General features: G+C 71.1%; 18 protein-coding genes and 2 pseudogenes. 5 read left to right on the forward strand and 15 right to left on the reverse strand.

Going from position 1 to position 16853, the window contains the following annotated elements:
* Positions 1-109: 109 nt before the first annotated feature.
* Entirely contained in the window at positions 110-895 is a 786-nt protein-coding gene (locus ABTY98_RS08775) for a DUF8842 C-terminal domain-containing protein (protein WP_352220156.1), read from the forward strand.
* Positions 896-998: 103 nt separating this feature from the next.
* Positions 999-1406, forward strand: a complete 408-nt coding sequence (locus ABTY98_RS08780) for a hypothetical protein (RefSeq protein ID WP_352220157.1) — start codon at positions 999-1001, stop codon at positions 1404-1406.
* A gap of 53 nt (positions 1407-1459) precedes the next feature.
* Here the strand turns inward: ABTY98_RS08780 and der are convergent, their stop codons facing one another.
* From der to ABTY98_RS08810, 6 genes and pseudogenes are all read right to left on the reverse strand, one after another.
* Positions 1460-2938 carry a ribosome biogenesis GTPase Der gene (gene der, locus ABTY98_RS08785; RefSeq protein WP_352220158.1) on the reverse strand — a complete coding sequence of 493 codons (1479 nt, stop codon included), beginning with the start codon at positions 2936-2938 and terminating at the stop codon, positions 1460-1462.
* 77 nt (positions 2939-3015) lie between these two features.
* Positions 3016-3618 carry a lysophospholipid acyltransferase family protein gene (locus tag ABTY98_RS08790; RefSeq protein ID WP_352220159.1) on the reverse strand — a complete coding sequence of 201 codons (603 nt, stop codon included), beginning with the start codon at positions 3616-3618 and terminating at the stop codon, positions 3016-3018.
* A 47-nt stretch (positions 3619-3665) separates the two neighbouring features.
* Positions 3666-4352 carry a (d)CMP kinase gene (cmk, locus tag ABTY98_RS08795; protein ID WP_352220160.1) on the reverse strand — a complete coding sequence of 229 codons (687 nt, stop codon included), beginning with the start codon at positions 4350-4352 and terminating at the stop codon, positions 3666-3668.
* 94 nt (positions 4353-4446) lie between these two features.
* Positions 4447-5532 (reverse strand): prephenate dehydrogenase, encoded by a 1086-nt coding sequence (locus tag ABTY98_RS08800; protein ID WP_352220161.1) that lies wholly within the window; start codon positions 5530-5532, stop codon positions 4447-4449.
* Positions 5529-5891 (reverse strand): chorismate mutase, encoded by a 363-nt coding sequence (gene aroH / locus ABTY98_RS08805; protein WP_352220162.1) that lies wholly within the window; start codon positions 5889-5891, stop codon positions 5529-5531. The genes ABTY98_RS08800 and aroH overlap by 4 nt, the downstream gene beginning before the upstream one ends.
* Positions 5892-5988: 97 nt before the next feature.
* A pseudogene (locus ABTY98_RS08810) lies at positions 5989-6408 on the reverse strand (YidB family protein); the annotation flags it as partial.
* Between the two features lie 158 nt (positions 6409-6566).
* Here ABTY98_RS08810 and ABTY98_RS08815 point away from each other — a divergent pair.
* From ABTY98_RS08815 to ABTY98_RS08825, 3 genes and pseudogenes are all read left to right on the forward strand, one after another.
* Positions 6567-6644: pseudogene (locus tag ABTY98_RS08815) on the forward strand (DUF6529 family protein); the annotation flags it as partial.
* Between the two features lie 33 nt (positions 6645-6677).
* Positions 6678-7193, forward strand: coding sequence for a Rieske (2Fe-2S) protein (locus ABTY98_RS08820; protein ID WP_352220164.1), 516 nt, complete (start codon positions 6678-6680; stop codon positions 7191-7193).
* Positions 7194-7215: 22 nt separating this feature from the next.
* Complete coding sequence (locus ABTY98_RS08825) at positions 7216-7959, forward strand: nucleotidyltransferase domain-containing protein (RefSeq protein ID WP_352220165.1); 744 nt, start codon at positions 7216-7218, stop codon at positions 7957-7959.
* Here the strand turns inward: ABTY98_RS08825 and ABTY98_RS08830 are convergent.
* From ABTY98_RS08830 to ald, 9 genes are all read right to left on the reverse strand, one after another.
* The gene (locus ABTY98_RS08830; RefSeq protein ID WP_352220166.1) at positions 7885-8643 is read right to left on the reverse strand and encodes a nucleotidyltransferase domain-containing protein; all 759 of its coding nucleotides are present in this window, start codon (positions 8641-8643) and stop codon (positions 7885-7887) included. The two genes, ABTY98_RS08825 and ABTY98_RS08830, sit on opposite strands and share 75 nt — an antisense overlap.
* Positions 8644-8647: 4 nt before the next feature.
* Positions 8648-9670 (reverse strand): ADP-ribosylglycohydrolase family protein, encoded by a 1023-nt coding sequence (locus ABTY98_RS08835; RefSeq protein WP_352220167.1) that lies wholly within the window; start codon positions 9668-9670, stop codon positions 8648-8650.
* Positions 9667-10386, reverse strand: coding sequence for an NUDIX hydrolase (locus ABTY98_RS08840; protein ID WP_352220168.1), 720 nt, complete (start codon positions 10384-10386; stop codon positions 9667-9669). Before ABTY98_RS08840 ends, ABTY98_RS08835 begins: the two co-directional genes overlap by 4 nt.
* Before the next feature lie 178 nt (positions 10387-10564).
* Positions 10565-11686: a pseudouridine synthase gene (locus ABTY98_RS08845; RefSeq protein WP_352220169.1), complete on the reverse strand. Its 1122-nt coding sequence runs from the start codon at positions 11684-11686 to the stop codon at positions 10565-10567.
* A complete protein-coding gene (gene scpB, locus ABTY98_RS08850; protein ID WP_352220170.1) occupies positions 11686-12339 on the reverse strand; it encodes an SMC-Scp complex subunit ScpB in 654 nt (217 codons plus the stop codon). The genes ABTY98_RS08845 and scpB overlap by 1 nt, the downstream gene beginning before the upstream one ends.
* Positions 12336-13454, reverse strand: coding sequence for a segregation and condensation protein A (locus ABTY98_RS08855; RefSeq protein WP_352220171.1), 1119 nt, complete (start codon positions 13452-13454; stop codon positions 12336-12338). Before ABTY98_RS08855 ends, scpB begins: the two co-directional genes overlap by 4 nt.
* Before the next feature lie 18 nt (positions 13455-13472).
* Positions 13473-14099: a hypothetical protein gene (locus ABTY98_RS08860; protein WP_352220172.1), complete on the reverse strand. Its 627-nt coding sequence runs from the start codon at positions 14097-14099 to the stop codon at positions 13473-13475.
* Positions 14084-15211, reverse strand: coding sequence for a ParA family protein (locus ABTY98_RS08865; protein ID WP_352220173.1), 1128 nt, complete (start codon positions 15209-15211; stop codon positions 14084-14086). The genes ABTY98_RS08860 and ABTY98_RS08865 overlap by 16 nt, the downstream gene beginning before the upstream one ends.
* Before the next feature lie 412 nt (positions 15212-15623).
* Positions 15624-16748, reverse strand: a complete 1125-nt coding sequence (gene ald / locus ABTY98_RS08870) for an alanine dehydrogenase (RefSeq protein ID WP_352220174.1) — start codon at positions 16746-16748, stop codon at positions 15624-15626.
* Positions 16749-16853: the final 105 nt, after the last annotated feature.

Genomic DNA, 16853 nt, shown 5'->3' on the forward strand with positions numbered 1-16853 from the left:
ACCACCACCACAGATCGCCCGTTGTCTTCTTCATGAGCCCGCAACCCCCCTGGGGCTCATGGACCGGGATCCACCCGGGCCTTCACGCACGCATCCCGAGGGAGCCACCGTGCCGCGCATGCTCGACGTCAGCGACGAGGTACGCGCCGAGATCGGCGACGAAGAAGCCGACCGGCTGCTCGCCGGAGACAACGCCCCCGGCAGTTACGACTGCACCTCCTGCCGCACCCCGGGCGACTCCGAACAGGAGCGCACCAGCACCGTCCTGTTCATCGGGGACGAGACCGCCGTCCTCGCCTTCGCCCACGCCGGCTGCCTGCCCTCGCAGGTCGTCCAGGTCACCGAGGAACAGTTGCAGGGCGCGGTCCGCTCCATCAGCGGTGAGAGCGCGCCCGGCGGCGGCCCGCAGAAGTCCCTGCCCCAGCAGGCGGTGCTCGGGGTGACCAGCGGACTCGTGCTGATCGCCGGGGAGCTGCACCCCGCGCTCGTCGTCGAGCCGACCTCGCCGATCGTGCGGCCGGGCACGGAGGGGGTGGGCGACGACTTCCTGCCGCTCCTCATCGAGCAGGGCTTCATGCCGGTGACGGAGCTGGCCGCGGTGCCGCCGGTGCTGCACGGGTGGTCGGTGCTGCTGGCGGTGGGCCGGCTGCACGCGGTGCTGCAGCCGGGAGGCAACGGCGGGCAGCCGATGGCCTGGTGGCAGGCGCACCAGCCGCTGCAGGTGACCGACGGATGGCGGGCGGCCGCCAACAAGCACCAGCAGGTGCTGATGTTCGCGGCGCCGGTGGGGTCGATCGGGCGGCAGCCTCGGGAGGATCTGCTGCGCGGTGCGCTCGACAAGGCCGCCGCGAACGGGAAGCTGGTGGCGGCGGCGCTTCCACTTGCGGGTGTCTGAGGGGCGCCCAGGGAGCCGCGAGCTCCGCCGAGCCGGCGGGTGCGGGTTGTTAAAGCAAGTCGGTGAGCCGCATCTCTTGAACTGTCCGGTCGTTTGGACATACGTGCACGCATACGACTTTTCGCCCCGCCGACCGTCCTTTGCCACTATTCCGTCCGCTCGGGTGGGACAGGAGGCCCCAGGCGGGCACTCGGCCACGCCGATCTACGACTCGCTCTACGCGGAGTGGGTCAAGAGCTTCCGTACGCTGCCGGGCGACCGCAGCGGTGAGGAGTCGATGGGGTTCGTCGCCTTCGGGACGACCCCGTTCAGCACCGGCACATACGGGCTGGGGTCGTACGGGGGGAACTCGTACAGCGCGTACAGTGCGGGCGCCTACAGCGCCCGGCACGGCAGCGAACCGCCGCAGCCGCCGCAGTGGCAGCGGATCGGGACGCTCGGGCGCTCCCACGACACCGGGAGGAGCCCCGTACCGGCGGCGCTTCCGCCGGGGCCGCGCCGGGGTCAGTGACATATGCGGGAGGGGCGGCCACCGATGACGGTGGCCGCCCCTCGCGCGTGCGTCTACTTCTTCTTGCCGCGCTTCTCGCGCACCCGTACGGAGATATGGATCGGGGTGCCCTCGAAGCCGAACTCCTCGCGCAGCCGGCGTTCGATGAAGCGCCGGTAGCCCGCCTCGATGAAGCCGGAGGCGAAGAGGACGAACCGCGGGGGCTTGGTACCGGCCTGGGTGCCGAACAGGATGCGCGGCTGCTTGCCGCCCCGGACCGGGTGCGGGTGGGCCGAGACCAGCTCGCCGAGGAAGGCGTTGAGGCGGCCGGTGGGGACGCGGGTCTCCCAGCCGGCGAGGGCGGTCTCGATGGCGGGGACCAGCTTTTCCATGTGCCGGCCGGTCTGCGCGGAGACATTGACCCGGGGCGCCCAGGCGACCTGGGCGAACTCGGTCTCGATCTCCCGCTCCAGGTAGTAGCGGCGCTCCTCGTCGAGGGTGTCCCACTTGTTGTAGGCGATGACCATCGCCCGGCCCGCCTCGACGGCCATGGTGACGATCCGCTGGTCCTGGACGGAGATGGACTCGGAGGCGTCGATCAGGATGACCGCCACCTCGGCCTTCTCAACGGCGGCCGCGGTGCGCAGCGACGCGTAGTAGTCGGCGCCCTGCTGGAGGTGGACGCGCTTGCGGATACCGGCGGTGTCGACGAACTTCCAGGTGATACCGCCGAGTTCGATCAGCTCGTCGACCGGGTCGCGGGTGGTGCCGGCGATCTCGTTGACGACCACGCGCTCTTCCCCGGCCACCTTGTTCAGCAGCGAGGACTTGCCGACGTTCGGGCGGCCGATGAGAGCGATCCGGCGCGGGCCGCCGACCGCCGTGCCGAAGGTCTGCACGGGCGCCTCCGGCAGCGCCTCCAGGACGGCGTCGAGCATGTCGCCGGTGCCGCGGCCGTGCAGGGCGGAGACCGGGTGCGGCTCGCCGAGGCCGAGGGACCAGAGGTAGGCCGCGTCGGCCTCGCCGCTGGGGCCGTCGACCTTGTTGGCGGCCAGCACGACGGGCTTGCCGGCCTTGCGCAGCAGTCGTACGACCGCCTCGTCGGTGTCGGTCGCGCCGACCTTCGCGTCGACGACGAAGACGACCGCGTCGGCCGCCTCGATCGCGTACTCGGCCTGCGCTGCGACGGAGGCGTCGATGCCGAGGACGTCCTGCTCCCAGCCGCCGGTGTCGACGACCTTGAAGCGGCGGCCGGCCCACTCGGCCTCGTAGCTCACGCGGTCGCGGGTGACGCCGGGCTTGTCCTCGACGACGGCCTCGCGGCGGCCGATGATGCGGTTCACCAGAGTCGACTTACCGACATTCGGGCGGCCGACCACGGCGAGCACGGGCAGCGGGCCGTGGCCCGCCGCCTCGATGGCACCCTCGACATCCTCGATCTCGAAGCCCTCTTCGGCGGCGAGCTCCATGAACTCCGCGTACTCGGCGTCGCCGAGCGCCCCGTGGTCGTACTCGTGCTCAGCCGAGTCGCCGGGCTGGATCTGGTCGCTCATGAAGTCCGTACCTCGTCGTTCATCGTGGTGATCGGTGGACCGTGCCCGTTATAGGCCGATCCACTACTTAGTCTCGCCTAGCGTCCGGTCAGACGCCTGGCGTTTTCCAGGTGGCTGGTGAGCTGCTTCTGGATGCGCTCGGTGGCCTGGTCCAGGGCGCTGCGGGTGCGTCGGCCGCTGCCGTCGCCCGCCTCGAAGGGGTCGCCGAAGACGACGTCGACGCGGGCGCGCAGTGGGGGCAGCCCCTTGACCAACCGTCCGCGGCGCTCGGAGCTTCCCAGGACGGCCACCGGCACGACCGGCGCCCCGGAGCGCACCGCGAAGTACGCGAGGCCCGCGCGCAGCGAGGCGAAGTCGCCCTCGCCCCGGCTGCCCTCGGGGAATATGCCGAGCACTCCCCCGGCCGCCAGCACGCCGAGCGCGCGGGTGACCGCCGTGCGGTCGGTGGACTGCCGGTCCACCTTCAGCTGACCGATCCGGGTCAGGAACGGGTCCAGCGGCCCGATGAACGCCTCCTTCTTGATGAGGAAGTGCGTCGGCCGGGGCGACACGCCCATGACCATCGGGCCGTCGATGTTGTGGGAGTGGTTCACGGCGAGGATCGCCGGGCCGTGCGCCGGCATCCTCCAGGCACCGAGCACGCGTGGCTTCCACAGCCCGTACATGAGGCCGACACCCATGCGCCGCCCCATCTCGGCGCTCCGCTGCGACGGAATCGACGGAAGGCTCACTTGCCCGCCCGCTTCTCCTCGACGAGGGTGACCACACACTCGATGACCTGGGTCAGCGTCAGCTCGGTGGTGTCCACCTCGACCGCGTCGTCCGCCTTGGCGAGCGGCGAGGTCTTGCGGGTGGAGTCGGCCGCGTCCCGCTTGATCAGGGCCTCGCGGGTGGCCTTGACGTCCACGCCCTTGAGTTCACCGCTGCGCCGGGCCGCGCGGGCCTCGGCGGAGGCGGTGAGGAAGATCTTCAGGTCGGCGTCGGGCAGTACGGTCGTGCCGATGTCCCGGCCCTCGACGACGATGCCCGCCTCGGTGCCGTGGGCCAGCGACCGCTGCAGCTCGCTGATCCGCGTCCGGACCTCCGGTACGGCGCTGACCGCGCTGACCTTGGAGGTGACCTCCTCGGTGCGGATCGGGCCGGCGACGTCCACGCCGTCGACGGTGATCTTCGGGTGGGCCGGGTCGGTCCCGGAGACGATCTCCGGCTTGCCGGCGACCGCGGCGATGGCGGTCGGGTCGGTGAGGTCGATGCCGTTGTTCACCATCCACCAGGTGATCGCCCGGTACTGGGCGCCGGTGTCCAGGTAGCTCAGGCCGAGCTTGGCGGCCACGGCCTTGGACGTGCTCGACTTGCCGGTGCCCGAGGGGCCGTCGATCGCGACAATCACGGGCTTTACGGCGCCGTTTTCCACGGGGGGACACCTTCCGGGTGCAGGGTGGTGGGTGGTGTGCGGGGCCATCGCGCCCCGCACAAGGTTACCGGCCCCCGCGACCGCCGGATTCAGCCTATTGCCGCAGTGCCCAGCCGCGGTCCCGCAGCGCGGACGTCAGCACCGGCACCGCCTTCGGCTCCACCCAGATCTGCACGTGACCGGCCTGCTGTCCGGTGGCGTGCTCGATGCGGACGTCCTCGATGTTGACCCCGGCCGCGCCGGCATCCGCGAAGATCCGGGCCAGCTGGCCGGGCTGGTCGTCGATGAGCACCGCCACGACCTCGTAGGCGCGGGGCGCGGACCCGTGCTTGCCGGGTACCCGGACCTGTCCGGCGTTGCCGCGCCGCAGCAGGTCCTCGACGCCGGAGCCGCCCTCGAGCCGCTTGGCGTCGTCGGAGGACTGAAGGGCCCGCAGCGCGCGCACGGTCTCGTCGAGGTCGGCGGAGACGTCCGCGAGCAGGTCGGCGACCGGGCCGGGGTTCGCGGAGAGGATGTCGATCCACATCCGGGGGTCGGAGGCGGCGATCCGGGTCACGTCCCGGATGCCCTGCCCGCACAGTCGTACGGCCGCCTCCTCGGCATGCTCCAGACGGGCCGCGACCATGCTGGAGACCAGGTGGGGCATGTGGGAGACCAGGGCGACCGCGCGGTCGTGGGCGTCGGCGTCCATGACGACCGGGACGGCACGGCAGTGCGAGACCAGCTCCAGGACGAGGTTCAGAACCTCGGTGTCGGTGTCCCGGGTCGGGGTGAGCACCCAGGGGCGGCCCTCGAAGAGATCGGCGGTGGCCGCCAGCGGCCCGGACTTCTCCCGGCCGGACATGGGGTGCGTCCCGATGTACGACGTCAGGTCCAGGCCCCGCGCCTCCAGCTCGCGGCGCGGGCCGCCCTTGACGCTGGCCACGTCGGCGTAGCCGCGGGCCAGGCCCCTGCTCATCGCGTCGGCGAGGACCGCGGCCACATGCGCGGGCGGGGCGGCGACGATCGCCAGGTCGACGGGACCGTCCGGGGTCTCGTCGGTGCCGGCGCCGAGCGCGGCCGCCGTACGGGCCTGCCCGGGGTCGTGGTCGGCGAGGTGGACGACGACGCCCCGCCGGGAGAGGGCGAGCGCGGCGGACGTACCGATGAGACCGGTACCGATGACGAGCGCGGTTCTCACTGGGCGATGTCCTTGCGCAGGGCGGCCGCGGCGCCGAGGTAGACATGGTTGATCTCGGTACGGGACCGGTCGGACTCGATGTGCGCCAGTATCCGTACGACCCGGGGCATGGCGCCCTCGATGTTCAGCTCCTGGGCGCAGATCAGGGGTACGTCGACGATGCCGAGCTTGCGCGCGGCGGCCGCCGGGAAGTCGCTGTGCAGGTCGGGTGTGGCCGTGAACCAGATGCTGATCAGGTCGTCGGCGGTCAGCCCGTTCCGCTCGAGGACGGCGGTGAGCAGCGCTCCGACCTGCTCGTCCATGTGACCGGCCTCGTCCCGCTCCAGTTGGACCGCCCCCCGGACCGCTCGTACCGTCACGGCGCTGCTCCTGTTCTGACGTCGGCGTCTTGGTCCGTCCAGCCTAGTCAGACCGCCGCGGGGCCCGTGCGCGGTGCCCGCCCGCTGAGACGGCGGCTCACCGGGACTCCTGCCGGACCAGGTCCTCGGTCGAGGCCCGCGGCACCTCGCCCTCGGGGGTGAGACCGTCGACGGCCTCGGGCAGTTCCCGGGCGATCCGGCCCGCCGCCTTCCGCGGGCTCACGCCGGCCTGCTCGGCGACCTGCTGGAGGGTGTCGTCGGGCGGGGCCTGCTGGATCTGGTCGCCGGTGACGGGCTGGTCGGTGCCGGTGCCGACCCGGGAGTCCTTCTGTGTGGTGAGACCGGACCTGGCCAGGGTGTCCAGGAGGCCGTCCGGCGAACCGCCGCCCTGACCCTGGCTGAGCGCGCCGATCAGCGCGAACAGCAGTCCGGCATCCTTCCCGTCGCCGCCGAGCAGGCTGCCGAGCATGCTGTCGAGATCGTTGCCTGCCATGGTGGTGCCTTTCGGAGGCTTCGAGGGGGCGTCAGCGGACGCCCGCGGACCCCCTGGTCAATGTCGTCCGAATCACCGCGTCCCGCTACTCGGGGGCGGCCCGTCATGAAAGGCCGGTGCCGCATCGTCCGGACGTCGTGTTGAGCTATCGGACGTACGAAACACGGCTTTTATGACGCTCCATCCCGGGTTGCTTCTTCTTCGGTGCTTTCAGTGCCAAGATGCTGCTGCTCCGCTCGGAGCGAATCCCTGGCGTCCGCCTTCTGGTTCTTCCGCACGTTCGGAGTGACGACATGACCGACGGATCCACCCGGCGCACAGTGCTCACGACGGGCGCGTCGGCGCTCGCCGTGTGCTGTGTGGGATGCAGCAACAACAACGGAAGCAGCTCCTCCAGCTCCTCCGAGTCACCCGGCGCCTCGGCGTCGGGCTCGGCACCCGCCTCCGCACCCGCCTCCGCACCCGCCTCCGCGTCGGCTTCCGCCGGAGCGTCCTCCTCCGGATCGGAGAGCGCGTCCGCAGGGAAGGCACTGGCCCAGACCAGTGACATCCCGGAGGGTGGTGGCATGGTCTTCAAGGACCAGAAGATCGTGGTGACCCAGCCGAAGACGGGCGAGTTCAAGGCCTTCTCGGCGATCTGCACCCACCAGGGCTGCACGGTGAACCAGGTGGCGGACGGCACCATCGACTGCCCCTGCCACGGCAGCAAGTACCACATCGCCGACGGCTCGGTCGCCCACGGCCCGGCGACGAGGCCGCTGCCGGCCGAGTCCATCACGGTGAACGGAAATTCGATCACCCTGGCGTGACCGGCCGCGTACGCTCCGGGGCATGCAGCCCGAGGACCTGGTACGCGACCACACGATCTATGCCTGTGTCATGGGGTCGAGGGCCTTCGGTCTGGCCACGCGGGACAGCGACACCGACCGCCGGGGCGTGTTCCTCGCCCCCACGTCCCTCTTCTGGCGCTTCGAAAAGCCGCCGACACATGTGGAGGGCCCCGGCGAGGAACGGTTCTCCTGGGAGCTGGAGCGGTTCTGCGAGCTGGCGCTGCGGGCCAACCCGAACATCCTGGAGTGCCTGCACTCGCCCCTGGTCGAGCACATCGACGACACGGGCCGCGAGCTGCGCGACCTGCGGGGCGCCTTCCTCTCCCGGCAGGCGTACGACACCTTCACCCGCTACGCCCTCGGCCAGCGCCGCAAGCTCGACGCCGACGTCCGCACCCACGGCGTCCCGCGCTGGAAGCACGCGATGCATCTGCTGCGGTTGCTGACGAGCGCCCGCGACCTGCTGCGCACGGGTGAGCTGACGATCGACGTCGGTGATGCGCGCGAGTCGCTCCTGGCGGTGAAGCGGGGCGAGGTCCCCTGGGCGGAGGTCGAGTCCCGGATGGCCCGGCTCGCCGAGGAGACCGAGCGGGCGCTGCCCGGCACCCCGCTCCCTGCGGAGCCGGACCACGTGCGCGTGGCGGACTTCCTGCTCCGGGTCCGCCGCGCCTCAGCCCTGCAGCCGTACCCGGACCAGGAGGTCGTGCAGGGCGTCGTGGGCCCTGGGCGCGTCGGGCAGCGCTGACGCGTTCTGCGCCGCGTCGAGCAGCTCGTGCAGCCGCTCCACGTCGGCCTGCACGCGCGCGTGCTCGACATCGGCGCCGCCGTGCTCGTGCGCGGCCTTGGCGGCGATCAGCTCGGGCAGGTAGGCGGGGGCCGCGGGCACCTCGTCCAGGAGCGTGGGCAGATGGGCCTGCACCTCGCCGCTGCGCATCAGATGGATCCCGGTCAGCAGCGCCCGGAACGTGTAGAGCAGCGGCTTGAGTTCCCCGGTCTTCTCGAACAGCCGCCACTGGGTGACGCCGAAGCCCCGGTAGTGGTGCGCGTGGTGACTGGTGAGAACGTCCGGGGTGAGGGCGGCCAGCTCCCGATGGGTGTCGCCGGTGTGCGCGACCAGCGGCGACAGGAGCTGCTCCAGCACATAGCCGTTGCGGCGCAGCATCAGCCGGACGAACTTGCGCAGGTCGTGGGTGACGAGGTCCATCTCGACGCCGTCGCGGATCCACATCCGTGAGCGGGTCTCCACCGGCTCGCGCAGCCCGACCAGGTCGGCGGCGGGCAGCAAGTGGGCTCCCCGCAGGTCCACGTCGGAGTCCCGGGACGGGAAGCCGTACAGATGCGCCCCGGAGACGGTCGCGAACAGCAGGGGATGGGGCTGCTCCGCGACGACGGGTGCCAGGTCGAGGTCCGGATCCAGGTCGTCGATCATGTGGTCAAGCGTCCCAGAGCGCGCCGAGCGTCAGCAGGTCGCCCCGGTACTCGATCCGGTCGGCCCACTCCGCCGGCCAGGCGTCCGCGCCCAGCCAGGCCCCCGCGAAGGCCCCGGTCAGGCAGGCGATCGAGTCCGAGTCGCCGGAGGAGCAGGCGGCCCGGCGCAGGGCCGTCACCGGCTCGTCGGGGAAGAGCAGGAAGCACAGCAGACCGGTGGCCAGGGCCTCCTCGGCGATCCAGCCGGCGCCGGTGGCCAGGCACGGGTCGGTCTCCGGGGAGGCGGTCCGCACGGCCTCCTGGAGGCGGTCGAGGACCGCCAGGCACTCGTCCCAGCCGCGCGCGATGAACTGCTCCGGGGCCGCGTCCTGGCTCCGGGTCCACAGGTCGCCCAGCCAGGTGTGGTGGTAGTGGGTGCGGTTGTCGAGGGCGTACGACCGCAACTGCCCGACCAGACCGGCCGGTTCGGTCCCCGTCGCCAGCAGCCGTACGGCTCGCGCGGTGAGGTCGGAGGCGGCCAGGGCGGTGGGGTGGCCGTGGGTGAGGGCCGCCTGAAACTGGGCGGCACCGGCCCGCTGTTCGTCGCTCAGCCCGGGCGCGAGCCCGACCGGCGCGACCCGCATGTTGGCCCCGCACCCCTTGGAGTCGATCTGGCTGGCGTCCTGCCAGATACGCCCCTCCTCCTTCAGAAGATTGCAGGCCCGCAGGCAAGTCCGTCCGGGCGCCCGGTTGTTCTCGGGCGACTGGTACCAGTTCACGAACTCCTCCCGCAACGGCCGCTCCAGCCGCTTGGGCGCGAGAACTCCCCGGTCCATGGCGGTGCGCAGCCCGTGCCCTACCGCGAGCGTCATCTGCGTGTCGTCGGAGACGACGGCCGGCTTCGGCAGCGCCATCTCCCGCCACGGCCCGTACTTGGCGAGGATGGAGGGCACGTCGTTGAACTCGGTCGGAAAGCCGAGCGCGTCCCCGAGGGCGAGACCTGTCAGAGAGCCGCTGGCGGCGCGCTTGTACGCGTGGGTCGAGGTCATGCGGGGCGTCCTTCCCGGGACGGGCGGAGCAGGGGTGGATGCAGCGTGGTGGCAGTGCCCGCGCGGTAGAGCGCGGCGGGCTTGCCACGGCCGCCGGTCAGCCGGGCGGCGCCGGGGACCGGTTCGACGAACCCGGGCGTGGCGAGCACCTTGCGGCGGAAGTTGGGGCGGTCCAGCTCTACGCCCCACACGGTCTCGTAGACGTTCTGCAGCTCGCCGAGCGTGAACTCGGACGGGCAGAAGGCGGTGGCCAGGCAGCTGTACTCCAGCTTCGCGCCGACGCGGTCGTGGGCGTCGGCCAGGATCCGGTCGTGGTCGAAGGCGAGCGGCCGGGCCGGGTCGTACGGCAGCCAGAGCGCCTGGGCCGCGTCGCCGCCGCCGTGCGGCTCGGGCGCGTCGGGCAGCAGTGCGGTGAAGGCGACGGAGACGACCCGCATCCTCGGGTCGCGGTCCGGCTCGCTGTAGGTGCGCAGCTGCTCCAGGTGCAGCCCCGACACGTCCGACAGTCCGGTCTCCTCGGCGAGTTCCCGCCGAGCCGCCGTCTCGGCCGACTCCCGGGGCAGCAGGAAGCCGCCCGGCAGCGCCCACTGTCCGGCGTGGGGTTCCTGTCCGCGCTCGACGAGCAGTACGTGCAGGGCACCCGCGCGGAGGGTGAGGACGGCGAGGTCGACGGTGACGGCGAAGGGTTCGTAGGCGTACTTGTCGTAGCCCCGCATGCGCCCGTCCACCCCCTCAGAAGTCGCTCCACTAATAGTCTAAGCGACTATAAAGAACCGTCGATCACCGCGCAAGCCCTCAGGGGCCGCTGGAGCCCCGTTCCCGGATACGACGACGGCCGGGTCCGGGCTACCCGGAACCGGCCGTCAGAAAGCCGCGCAAGGCCCTCTACGGGGTTTAGAGGTCGACTTCCTGCATGAGCATCCCGACCTCGGTGTTGGACAGGCGGCGCAGCCAGCCCGACTTCTGGTCTCCCAGGGTGATCGGCCCGAAGGCGACCCGCACCAGCTTGTCCACCGGGAAGCCCGCCTCGGCCAGCATGCGCCGCACGATGTGCTTGCGGCCCTCGTGCAGGGTGACCTCGACGAGGTAGTTCTTGCCGGTCTGCTCGACGACCCGGAAGTGGTCGGCGCGCGCGTAGCCGTCCTCCAGCTGGATGCCGTCCTTGAGCTGCTTGCCGAGGTCGCGCGGGATCGGGCCCACGATGTGCGCGAGGTAGGTCTTCTTCACGCCGTACTTGGGGTGGGTCAGCCGGTGCGCCAGCTCTCCGTGGTTGGTGAGCAGGATGACGCCCTCGGTCTCGGTGTCCAGGCGCCCCACGTGGAAGAGCCGGGTCTCCCGGTTGGTGACGTAGTCACCGAGGCACTGCCGCCCGTCGGGGTCCTCCATGGTGGACACCACACCGGCCGGCTTGTTGAGCGAGAAGAACTGGTACGACTGTGTGGCGACGGTCAGCCCGTCGACCCTGACCTCGTCCTTCTCCGGGTCGACCCGCTTGCCCTGCTCGGTCACGATCTCGCCGTTGACCTCGACCCGGGACTGCTCGATCAGCTCCTCGCAGGCGCGCCGGGAACCGTAGCCCGCGCGGGCGAGGACCTTCTGCAGCCGCTCGCCCTCCTGCTCGGCGCCCGGGAAGGTCTTGGGGAGCTTCACGTCCGGCTTGCCGGCGTACCGCTCGCGGTTGCGCTCCTCGGCCCGGGCGTCGTACTCACGGGAGCTCGCCGGAGCCGTGCGGCCGCGCCCGGTGCCCTGGCCCTGCCGGGGGCCGCCCTTGGCGCCGCCGCGCGCCGAAGCACCGCGCCCCGACTTCGGGCCGTCCTGGGTGGCGCCGGGGCCCACGTCGTAGCGCCGCTCCTCCGGGCGCGGCTTCTTCGGCCGGCCGTCCTGCTTGTCGTCGCGGGCGTTCCCGGCGGCGCGGTAACCACCGCGGCCACCGCTGCTCCCGCCGCGGCCGCCGCTGTTGCCACCACGGCTCCCGCCGTTGTTTCCGCTGCTGTTCCTGCCGCTGCTGCTTCGCATCAAAGTTCCGTCTTGTCGTCTGCGTCCTCGGAATCCGGAGCGTCCGGATCGAACGACGGCACGCCCTCCTGGGTCTCGGCCTCGATCGCCTCCGCCTCCGGGAGGAAGGGCGCGAGTTCCGGAAGCTCGTCCAGGCCACGCAGGCCCATCCGCTCCAGGAAGTAGTTCGTCGTCCTGTACAGGATCGCACCTGTTTCGGGTTCCGCGCCCGCCTCCTCGACCAGACCGCGCTGGAGCAGGGTGCGCATCACACCGTCGCAGTTGACTCCTCGTACGACTGAGACGCGGCTGCGGCTCACCGGCTGGCGGTACGCGACGACCGCGAGGGTCTCCAGCGCGGCCTGGGTGAGCCGGGCGGTCTGGCCCTCCAGGACCAGCCGTTCGACGGCGGGCGCGTACTCGCCTCGCGTGTAGAAGCGCCAGCCGCCCGCGACGAAGCGCAGCTCGAAGCCGCGGCCCTGGACGGTGTACTCCTCCGCCAGTGCCCGCAGCGCCTTCGTGATCGTCTGCTTCGGCCGCTCCAGGATCTTGGCCAGGTGCTCGACGGTGGCGGGCTCGTCCACCACCATGAGGACCGCCTCCAGGGCCGGCCTGAGGTCGAGTTCGGCGACCGGGCGCAGCCCGGCCGGCAGCTGTGTGGTGTCCTCGCTCACGCCTTGTCCTCCTTGGGCGGCTCGGGCGGCCGGTCGAACTCGTCGGTCACCATCGGCTGGGTCTCGCCGTCCCCGCCGGTCCACCGCACGATCAGATCGCCGAGCGCGGTCTCCTGGTCCAGGGCGACGGCCTTCTCGCGGTACAACTCGAGCAGGGCCAGGAAACGGGCGACGACGGTGAGGGTGTCGTCGGTGTCCTCGATGAGCGCCTGGAAGCTGACCTCGCCCAGCTCCCGCAGCCGTGCCACCACGATCCCGGCCTGTTCCTGCACGCTGACCAGCGGGGCGTGGATGTGGTCGACGTAGACCTGCGGCCTGGGCTTGGGCTGCATCGCCTTGACCGCGAGCTTGGCGAACCCTTCCGGTCCGATGCTGATGACGACCTCGGGCAGCAGCTCGGCCAGATGCGGCTCCAGGCCGACGGTACGGGGCCAGCGGCGGGCCTCGTCGTCCAGGCGCCGGTTGAAGATCTCGGCGATCTGTTTGTACGCGCGGTACTGCAGCAGCCGCGCGAACAGGAGGTCCCGGGCCTCGAGGAGGGCCAGGTCGGCCTCGTCCTCGACCTCGGCGGCGGGCAGCAGCCGGGCGGCCTTGAGGTCGAGCAGAGTGGCGGCGACGACGAGGAACTCGGTCGTCTGGTCCAGGTCCCAGTCCGGCCCCATGGCCCGGATGTGCGCCATGAACTCGTCGGTGACCTTGGAGAGCGCGACCTCGGTGACGTCCAGCTTGTGCTTGGAGATCAGCTGGAGGAGGAGGTCGAAGGGCCCCTCGAAGTTGGCGAGCCGGACCTTGAACACACCGTCGGGGACGGGCTCCGGCTCCGTGACCTCAGCAGGAGCTTCGCCGGCCTCGACCGGAGCGGCCTCCGGCTCGGGCCCGGGTTCCGGCTCAGCCTCGGGCCCGGGTTCCGGCTCAGCCTCGGGCCCGGGTTCCGGCTCAGCCTCGGGCTCGGGTTCCGGCTCCCGCTCGGGTTCCGGCTCCGGTACGACGGCCTCGGCGTCGAACTCGGGTTCCGGCTCCACGGGAACGGCCGGAGCCGCCGCGCCCGGCCCCCGTCCCAGCGCACGCCGACGGCCGCCGGAGGGGCCGGAAGCGGGAGCGTCGGTCGAGGTCATGGCCCCCGCAGGCTACCTCTACCGCCCGCGCAGCCGTCGTACGAGGATGCTCGCGTCCCCTCGGGACTCCAGGTCGGCCAGCACCACGGCGACCGCCTCGCGGACGATCCGGCCCCGGTCGACGGCCAGTCCGTGTTCGCCGCGGAGCACCAGACGGGCGTGCTCCAGGTCCATCAGCTCCTCGGCGGAGACATAGACGGTGATCTTCTCGTCGTGCCGTTCGCGGCCGCTGGGCCGCCGCGCGGCCGCCCGGCTGCCGCGCTTGCGGGGCTGGGCCTGCTCGGCGGAAGCGCCAGAACCTTCCTGCGCCGCCTCCCGCCGCCCGGACCGGTCGGCCGACGGCGTGACCGTGGCCGAGGACCCTGCCGGCGCCGAGGCGTGGTTGCGGGACTCCCCGGCGTCGGCCGGGTCGGCCTCCGCCGCCACGTGCTCCGCGCCCTCGCCGTCGCCGCCCTGCACGGGCACCGAGTGCGGCGCGTCGTCGGCGGCCTCGGCCGCCGTGTCGTCGCTCTCCGCGGGACTCGCGGGAGCCGGCACCCGGGCCTCGCCGTTGGCCGGGCGCCTGGGAGTGGACGGCTGCAGCGCCATCCCCCCGGTCGTGCGGAACAGTTCGTCGGCCCCCGGCAGACTCACTCGGCGTGACACCGGGCGAGCACCTCCCTGGCGAGCTGGCGATAGGCGGCGGCACCGACGGAGTTGGAGGCGTACGTGGTGATCGGCTCACCGGCGACCGTGGTCTCCGGGAAGCGGACCGTGCGGCCGATGACCGTGTGGTAGACGTGGTCGTCGAAGGCCTCGACGACACGCGCGAGCACCTCACGGCTGTGCACGGTGCGGGAGTCGTACATGGTGGCGAGGATGCCGTCGAGCTCCAGTTCCGGGTTGAGCCGCTCCTGGACCTTCTCGATGGTCTCGGTCAGCAGGGCGACACCACGAAGGGCGAAGAACTCGCACTCCAGCGGCACGATCACCTTGTGAGCGGCCGTCAGCGCGTTGACCGTGAGCAGGCCGAGCGAGGGCTGACAGTCGATCACGACGTAGTCGTAGTCGGGCAGCAGCGGCTTCAGGGCGCGCTGCAGCGTCGACTCTCGGGCGACCTCGGAGACCAGCTGGACCTCGGCGGCCGACAGGTCGATGTTGGAGGGCAGCAGGTCCATGTTCGGGACCGCCGTCTTGAGGAGCACCTCGTCCGCCGACATGCCCCGCTCCATGAGCAGGTTGTAGACGGTGAGGTCGAGCTCCATCGGGTTGACACCGAGACCGACCGACAGCGCGCCCTGCGGGTCGAAGTCCACGAGCAGCACACGCCGGCCGTACTCCGCGAGCGCGGCACCCAGGTTGATGGTCGACGTCGTCTTGCCGACGCCGCCCTTCTGGTTGCACATCGCGATGATCTTCGCGGGGCCGTGGTCGGTCAGCGGGCCCGGGATCGGGAAGTACGGCAGCGGGCGACCGGTCGGGCCGATGCGCTCGCGGCGCTGGCGGGCCGCGTCGGGCGCGAGCGTGGCCGCGTACTCCGGATCGGGCTCGTACTCGGCGTCGGGGTCGTAGAAGTGCCCGTCGGGCAGTTCGTCGTAGTCGGCGAACTGGCTGTGGGGCGCGCCACTTCCGTCGCCGGCCATGGCGTTCACGTGATGGCCATCCATGCTCTGGTGTGCTGTCCGCGTGGTCAGCGAACTCTGATGGGCTGCGAAGGTGCGCACCGCGACGGAGCCGACAGCCTCGAACCCCGCGGGACCCTGGTCCCTCACCGGCATTCCTGGTTGACCACCCCCGGGAGAAAATGTCGACTCATTCACAAGTCGTCTTACCTCCTTGGTGACCAGGAAACTTCTAGACAGGTCAGCGTGGCACCATGCCGACAGTCGGCGACTCTATGGCGTGTCGGGCGTCCGCAGCAACACAATCCGCCGGACCCGGCCGGATGTGTCGGCAATGAAACATCCCGCTGTCAAGGGCGTACGGCCGTCGCACGGCAGGTTTCACCGGTGTGCGAATCGGTCGAAGGGTTACGTTCGAGGCGAGTTGACCGAGCGTCGCAAAGTGACCATACACACATCCGGCCGGACCTTGTCGGGCAAGGTCCGGCCGGGTGTGCGCGATTGACGCGGCTTGTTGACGTATCGCCTTTACGAAAAGGTGACTTAGTCACCGCCTCGGCGGAACGGCTCAGTCCAGCAGCGTGTCGAGCTCCACGTGCTCCAGACCGTGTGCCTCGGCGACCTCGCGGTAAACAACCTTGCCGTCATGGGTGTTGAGGCCCCTGGCGAGCGCGGCGTCGCGGCGCAGCGCCTCCACCCAGCCGTTGTTCGCGAGCGACACGATGTACGGCAGCGTGGCGTTGGTGAGCGCGTAGGTGGAGGTGTTGGGCACCGCGCCGGGCATGTTGGCGACGCAGTAGAAGACCGACTCGTGGACCCGGAAGGTCGGATCGGCGTGCGTGGTGGGGCGGGAGTCCTCGAAGCAGCCGCCCTGGTCGATCGCGATGTCGACAAGAACACTTCCCGGCTTCATGCGGGAGACCAGCTCGTTGGTGACCAGCTTGGGGGCCTTGGCGCCCGGGATGAGCACCGCGCCGATCACGAGGTCGGCCTCCAGACAGGCCTTCTCCAGCTCGAAGGCGTTGGAGACAACGGTCTGGATCTTGGTGCCGAAGACCTTGTCGGCCTCCTTGAGCTTGTTGATGTCCTTGTCGAGCAGGGTGACGTGGAAGCCCATGCCGATGGCGATCTGGGCGGCGTTCCAGCCGGAGACGCCACCGCCGATGACGACGGCCTTGGCGGCCAGCACGCCCGGGACACCGCCGGGCAGCACACCGCGGCCGCCGTTGGCGCGCATCAGGTGGTAGGCGCCGACCTGGGGGGCCAGCCGGCCCGCGACCTCGGACATCGGGGCGAGCAGCGGCAGGGCGCGGTTCGGGAGCTCGACGGTCTCGTAGGCGATGGCCGTGGTGCCGGACTCCAGGAGGGCGTCGGTGCACTCCTTGGACGCGGCCAGGTGCAGGTAGGTGAAGAGGGTCTGGTCCTTGCGGAGGCGGTGGTACTCCTCCGCGATGGGCTCCTTGACCTTCAGCAGCAGGTCGGCTGCGGCCCACACCTCGTCGGCGGTGTCCAGGATCTGCGCTCCGGCGGCGATGTACTCGTCGTCCGGGATCGACGAGCCGACACCGGCGCCGCGCTCGATGACGACCTGGTGGCCGTGGCGCACCAGCTCGTGCACGCCGGCGGGTGTGATGGCCACCCGGAACTCGTTGTTCTTGACCTCGCGGGGGATGCCGACCTTCACGTCGATCACGGTCCTTGGCTCAGAGGGTGTGGGGGCATAGCTACACATACCCGGCATGCAGGAACACACCAGGAGACACCGCAGGAGAACCGGCGGCAGAGCCAGTTTAATGAA

This window comes from Streptomyces sp. NPDC096040, from assembly GCF_040303265.1.
Classification (GTDB): Bacteria; Actinomycetota; Actinomycetes; order Streptomycetales; family Streptomycetaceae; genus Streptomyces.

What these genes read in the sequence shown, in the direction of transcription:
- der (WP_352220158.1), bottom strand. Translation starts at nt 2,938, where the DNA reads ATGAGCGACCAGATCCAGCCCGGCGACTCGGCTGAGCACGAGTACGAC.
- ABTY98_RS08790 (WP_352220159.1), bottom strand. Translation starts at nt 3,618, where the DNA reads ATGGGTGTCGGCCTCATGTACGGGCTGTGGAAGCCACGCGTGCTCGGT.
- ABTY98_RS08820 (WP_352220164.1), top strand. Translation starts at nt 6,678, where the DNA reads ATGACCGACGGATCCACCCGGCGCACAGTGCTCACGACGGGCGCGTCG.
- ABTY98_RS08825 (WP_352220165.1), top strand. Translation starts at nt 7,216, where the DNA reads ATGCAGCCCGAGGACCTGGTACGCGACCACACGATCTATGCCTGTGTC.
- ABTY98_RS08830 (WP_352220166.1), bottom strand. Translation starts at nt 8,643, where the DNA reads ATGATCGACGACCTGGATCCGGACCTCGACCTGGCACCCGTCGTCGCG.
- ABTY98_RS08835 (WP_352220167.1), bottom strand. Translation starts at nt 9,670, where the DNA reads ATGACCTCGACCCACGCGTACAAGCGCGCCGCCAGCGGCTCTCTGACA.
- ABTY98_RS08840 (WP_352220168.1), bottom strand. Translation starts at nt 10,386, where the DNA reads ATGCGGGGCTACGACAAGTACGCCTACGAACCCTTCGCCGTCACCGTC.
- ABTY98_RS08845 (WP_352220169.1), bottom strand. Translation starts at nt 11,686, where the DNA reads ATGCGAAGCAGCAGCGGCAGGAACAGCAGCGGAAACAACGGCGGGAGC.
- ABTY98_RS08855 (WP_352220171.1), bottom strand. Translation starts at nt 13,454, where the DNA reads ATGACCTCGACCGACGCTCCCGCTTCCGGCCCCTCCGGCGGCCGTCGG.
- ABTY98_RS08865 (WP_352220173.1), bottom strand. Translation starts at nt 15,211, where the DNA reads ATGCCGGTGAGGGACCAGGGTCCCGCGGGGTTCGAGGCTGTCGGCTCC.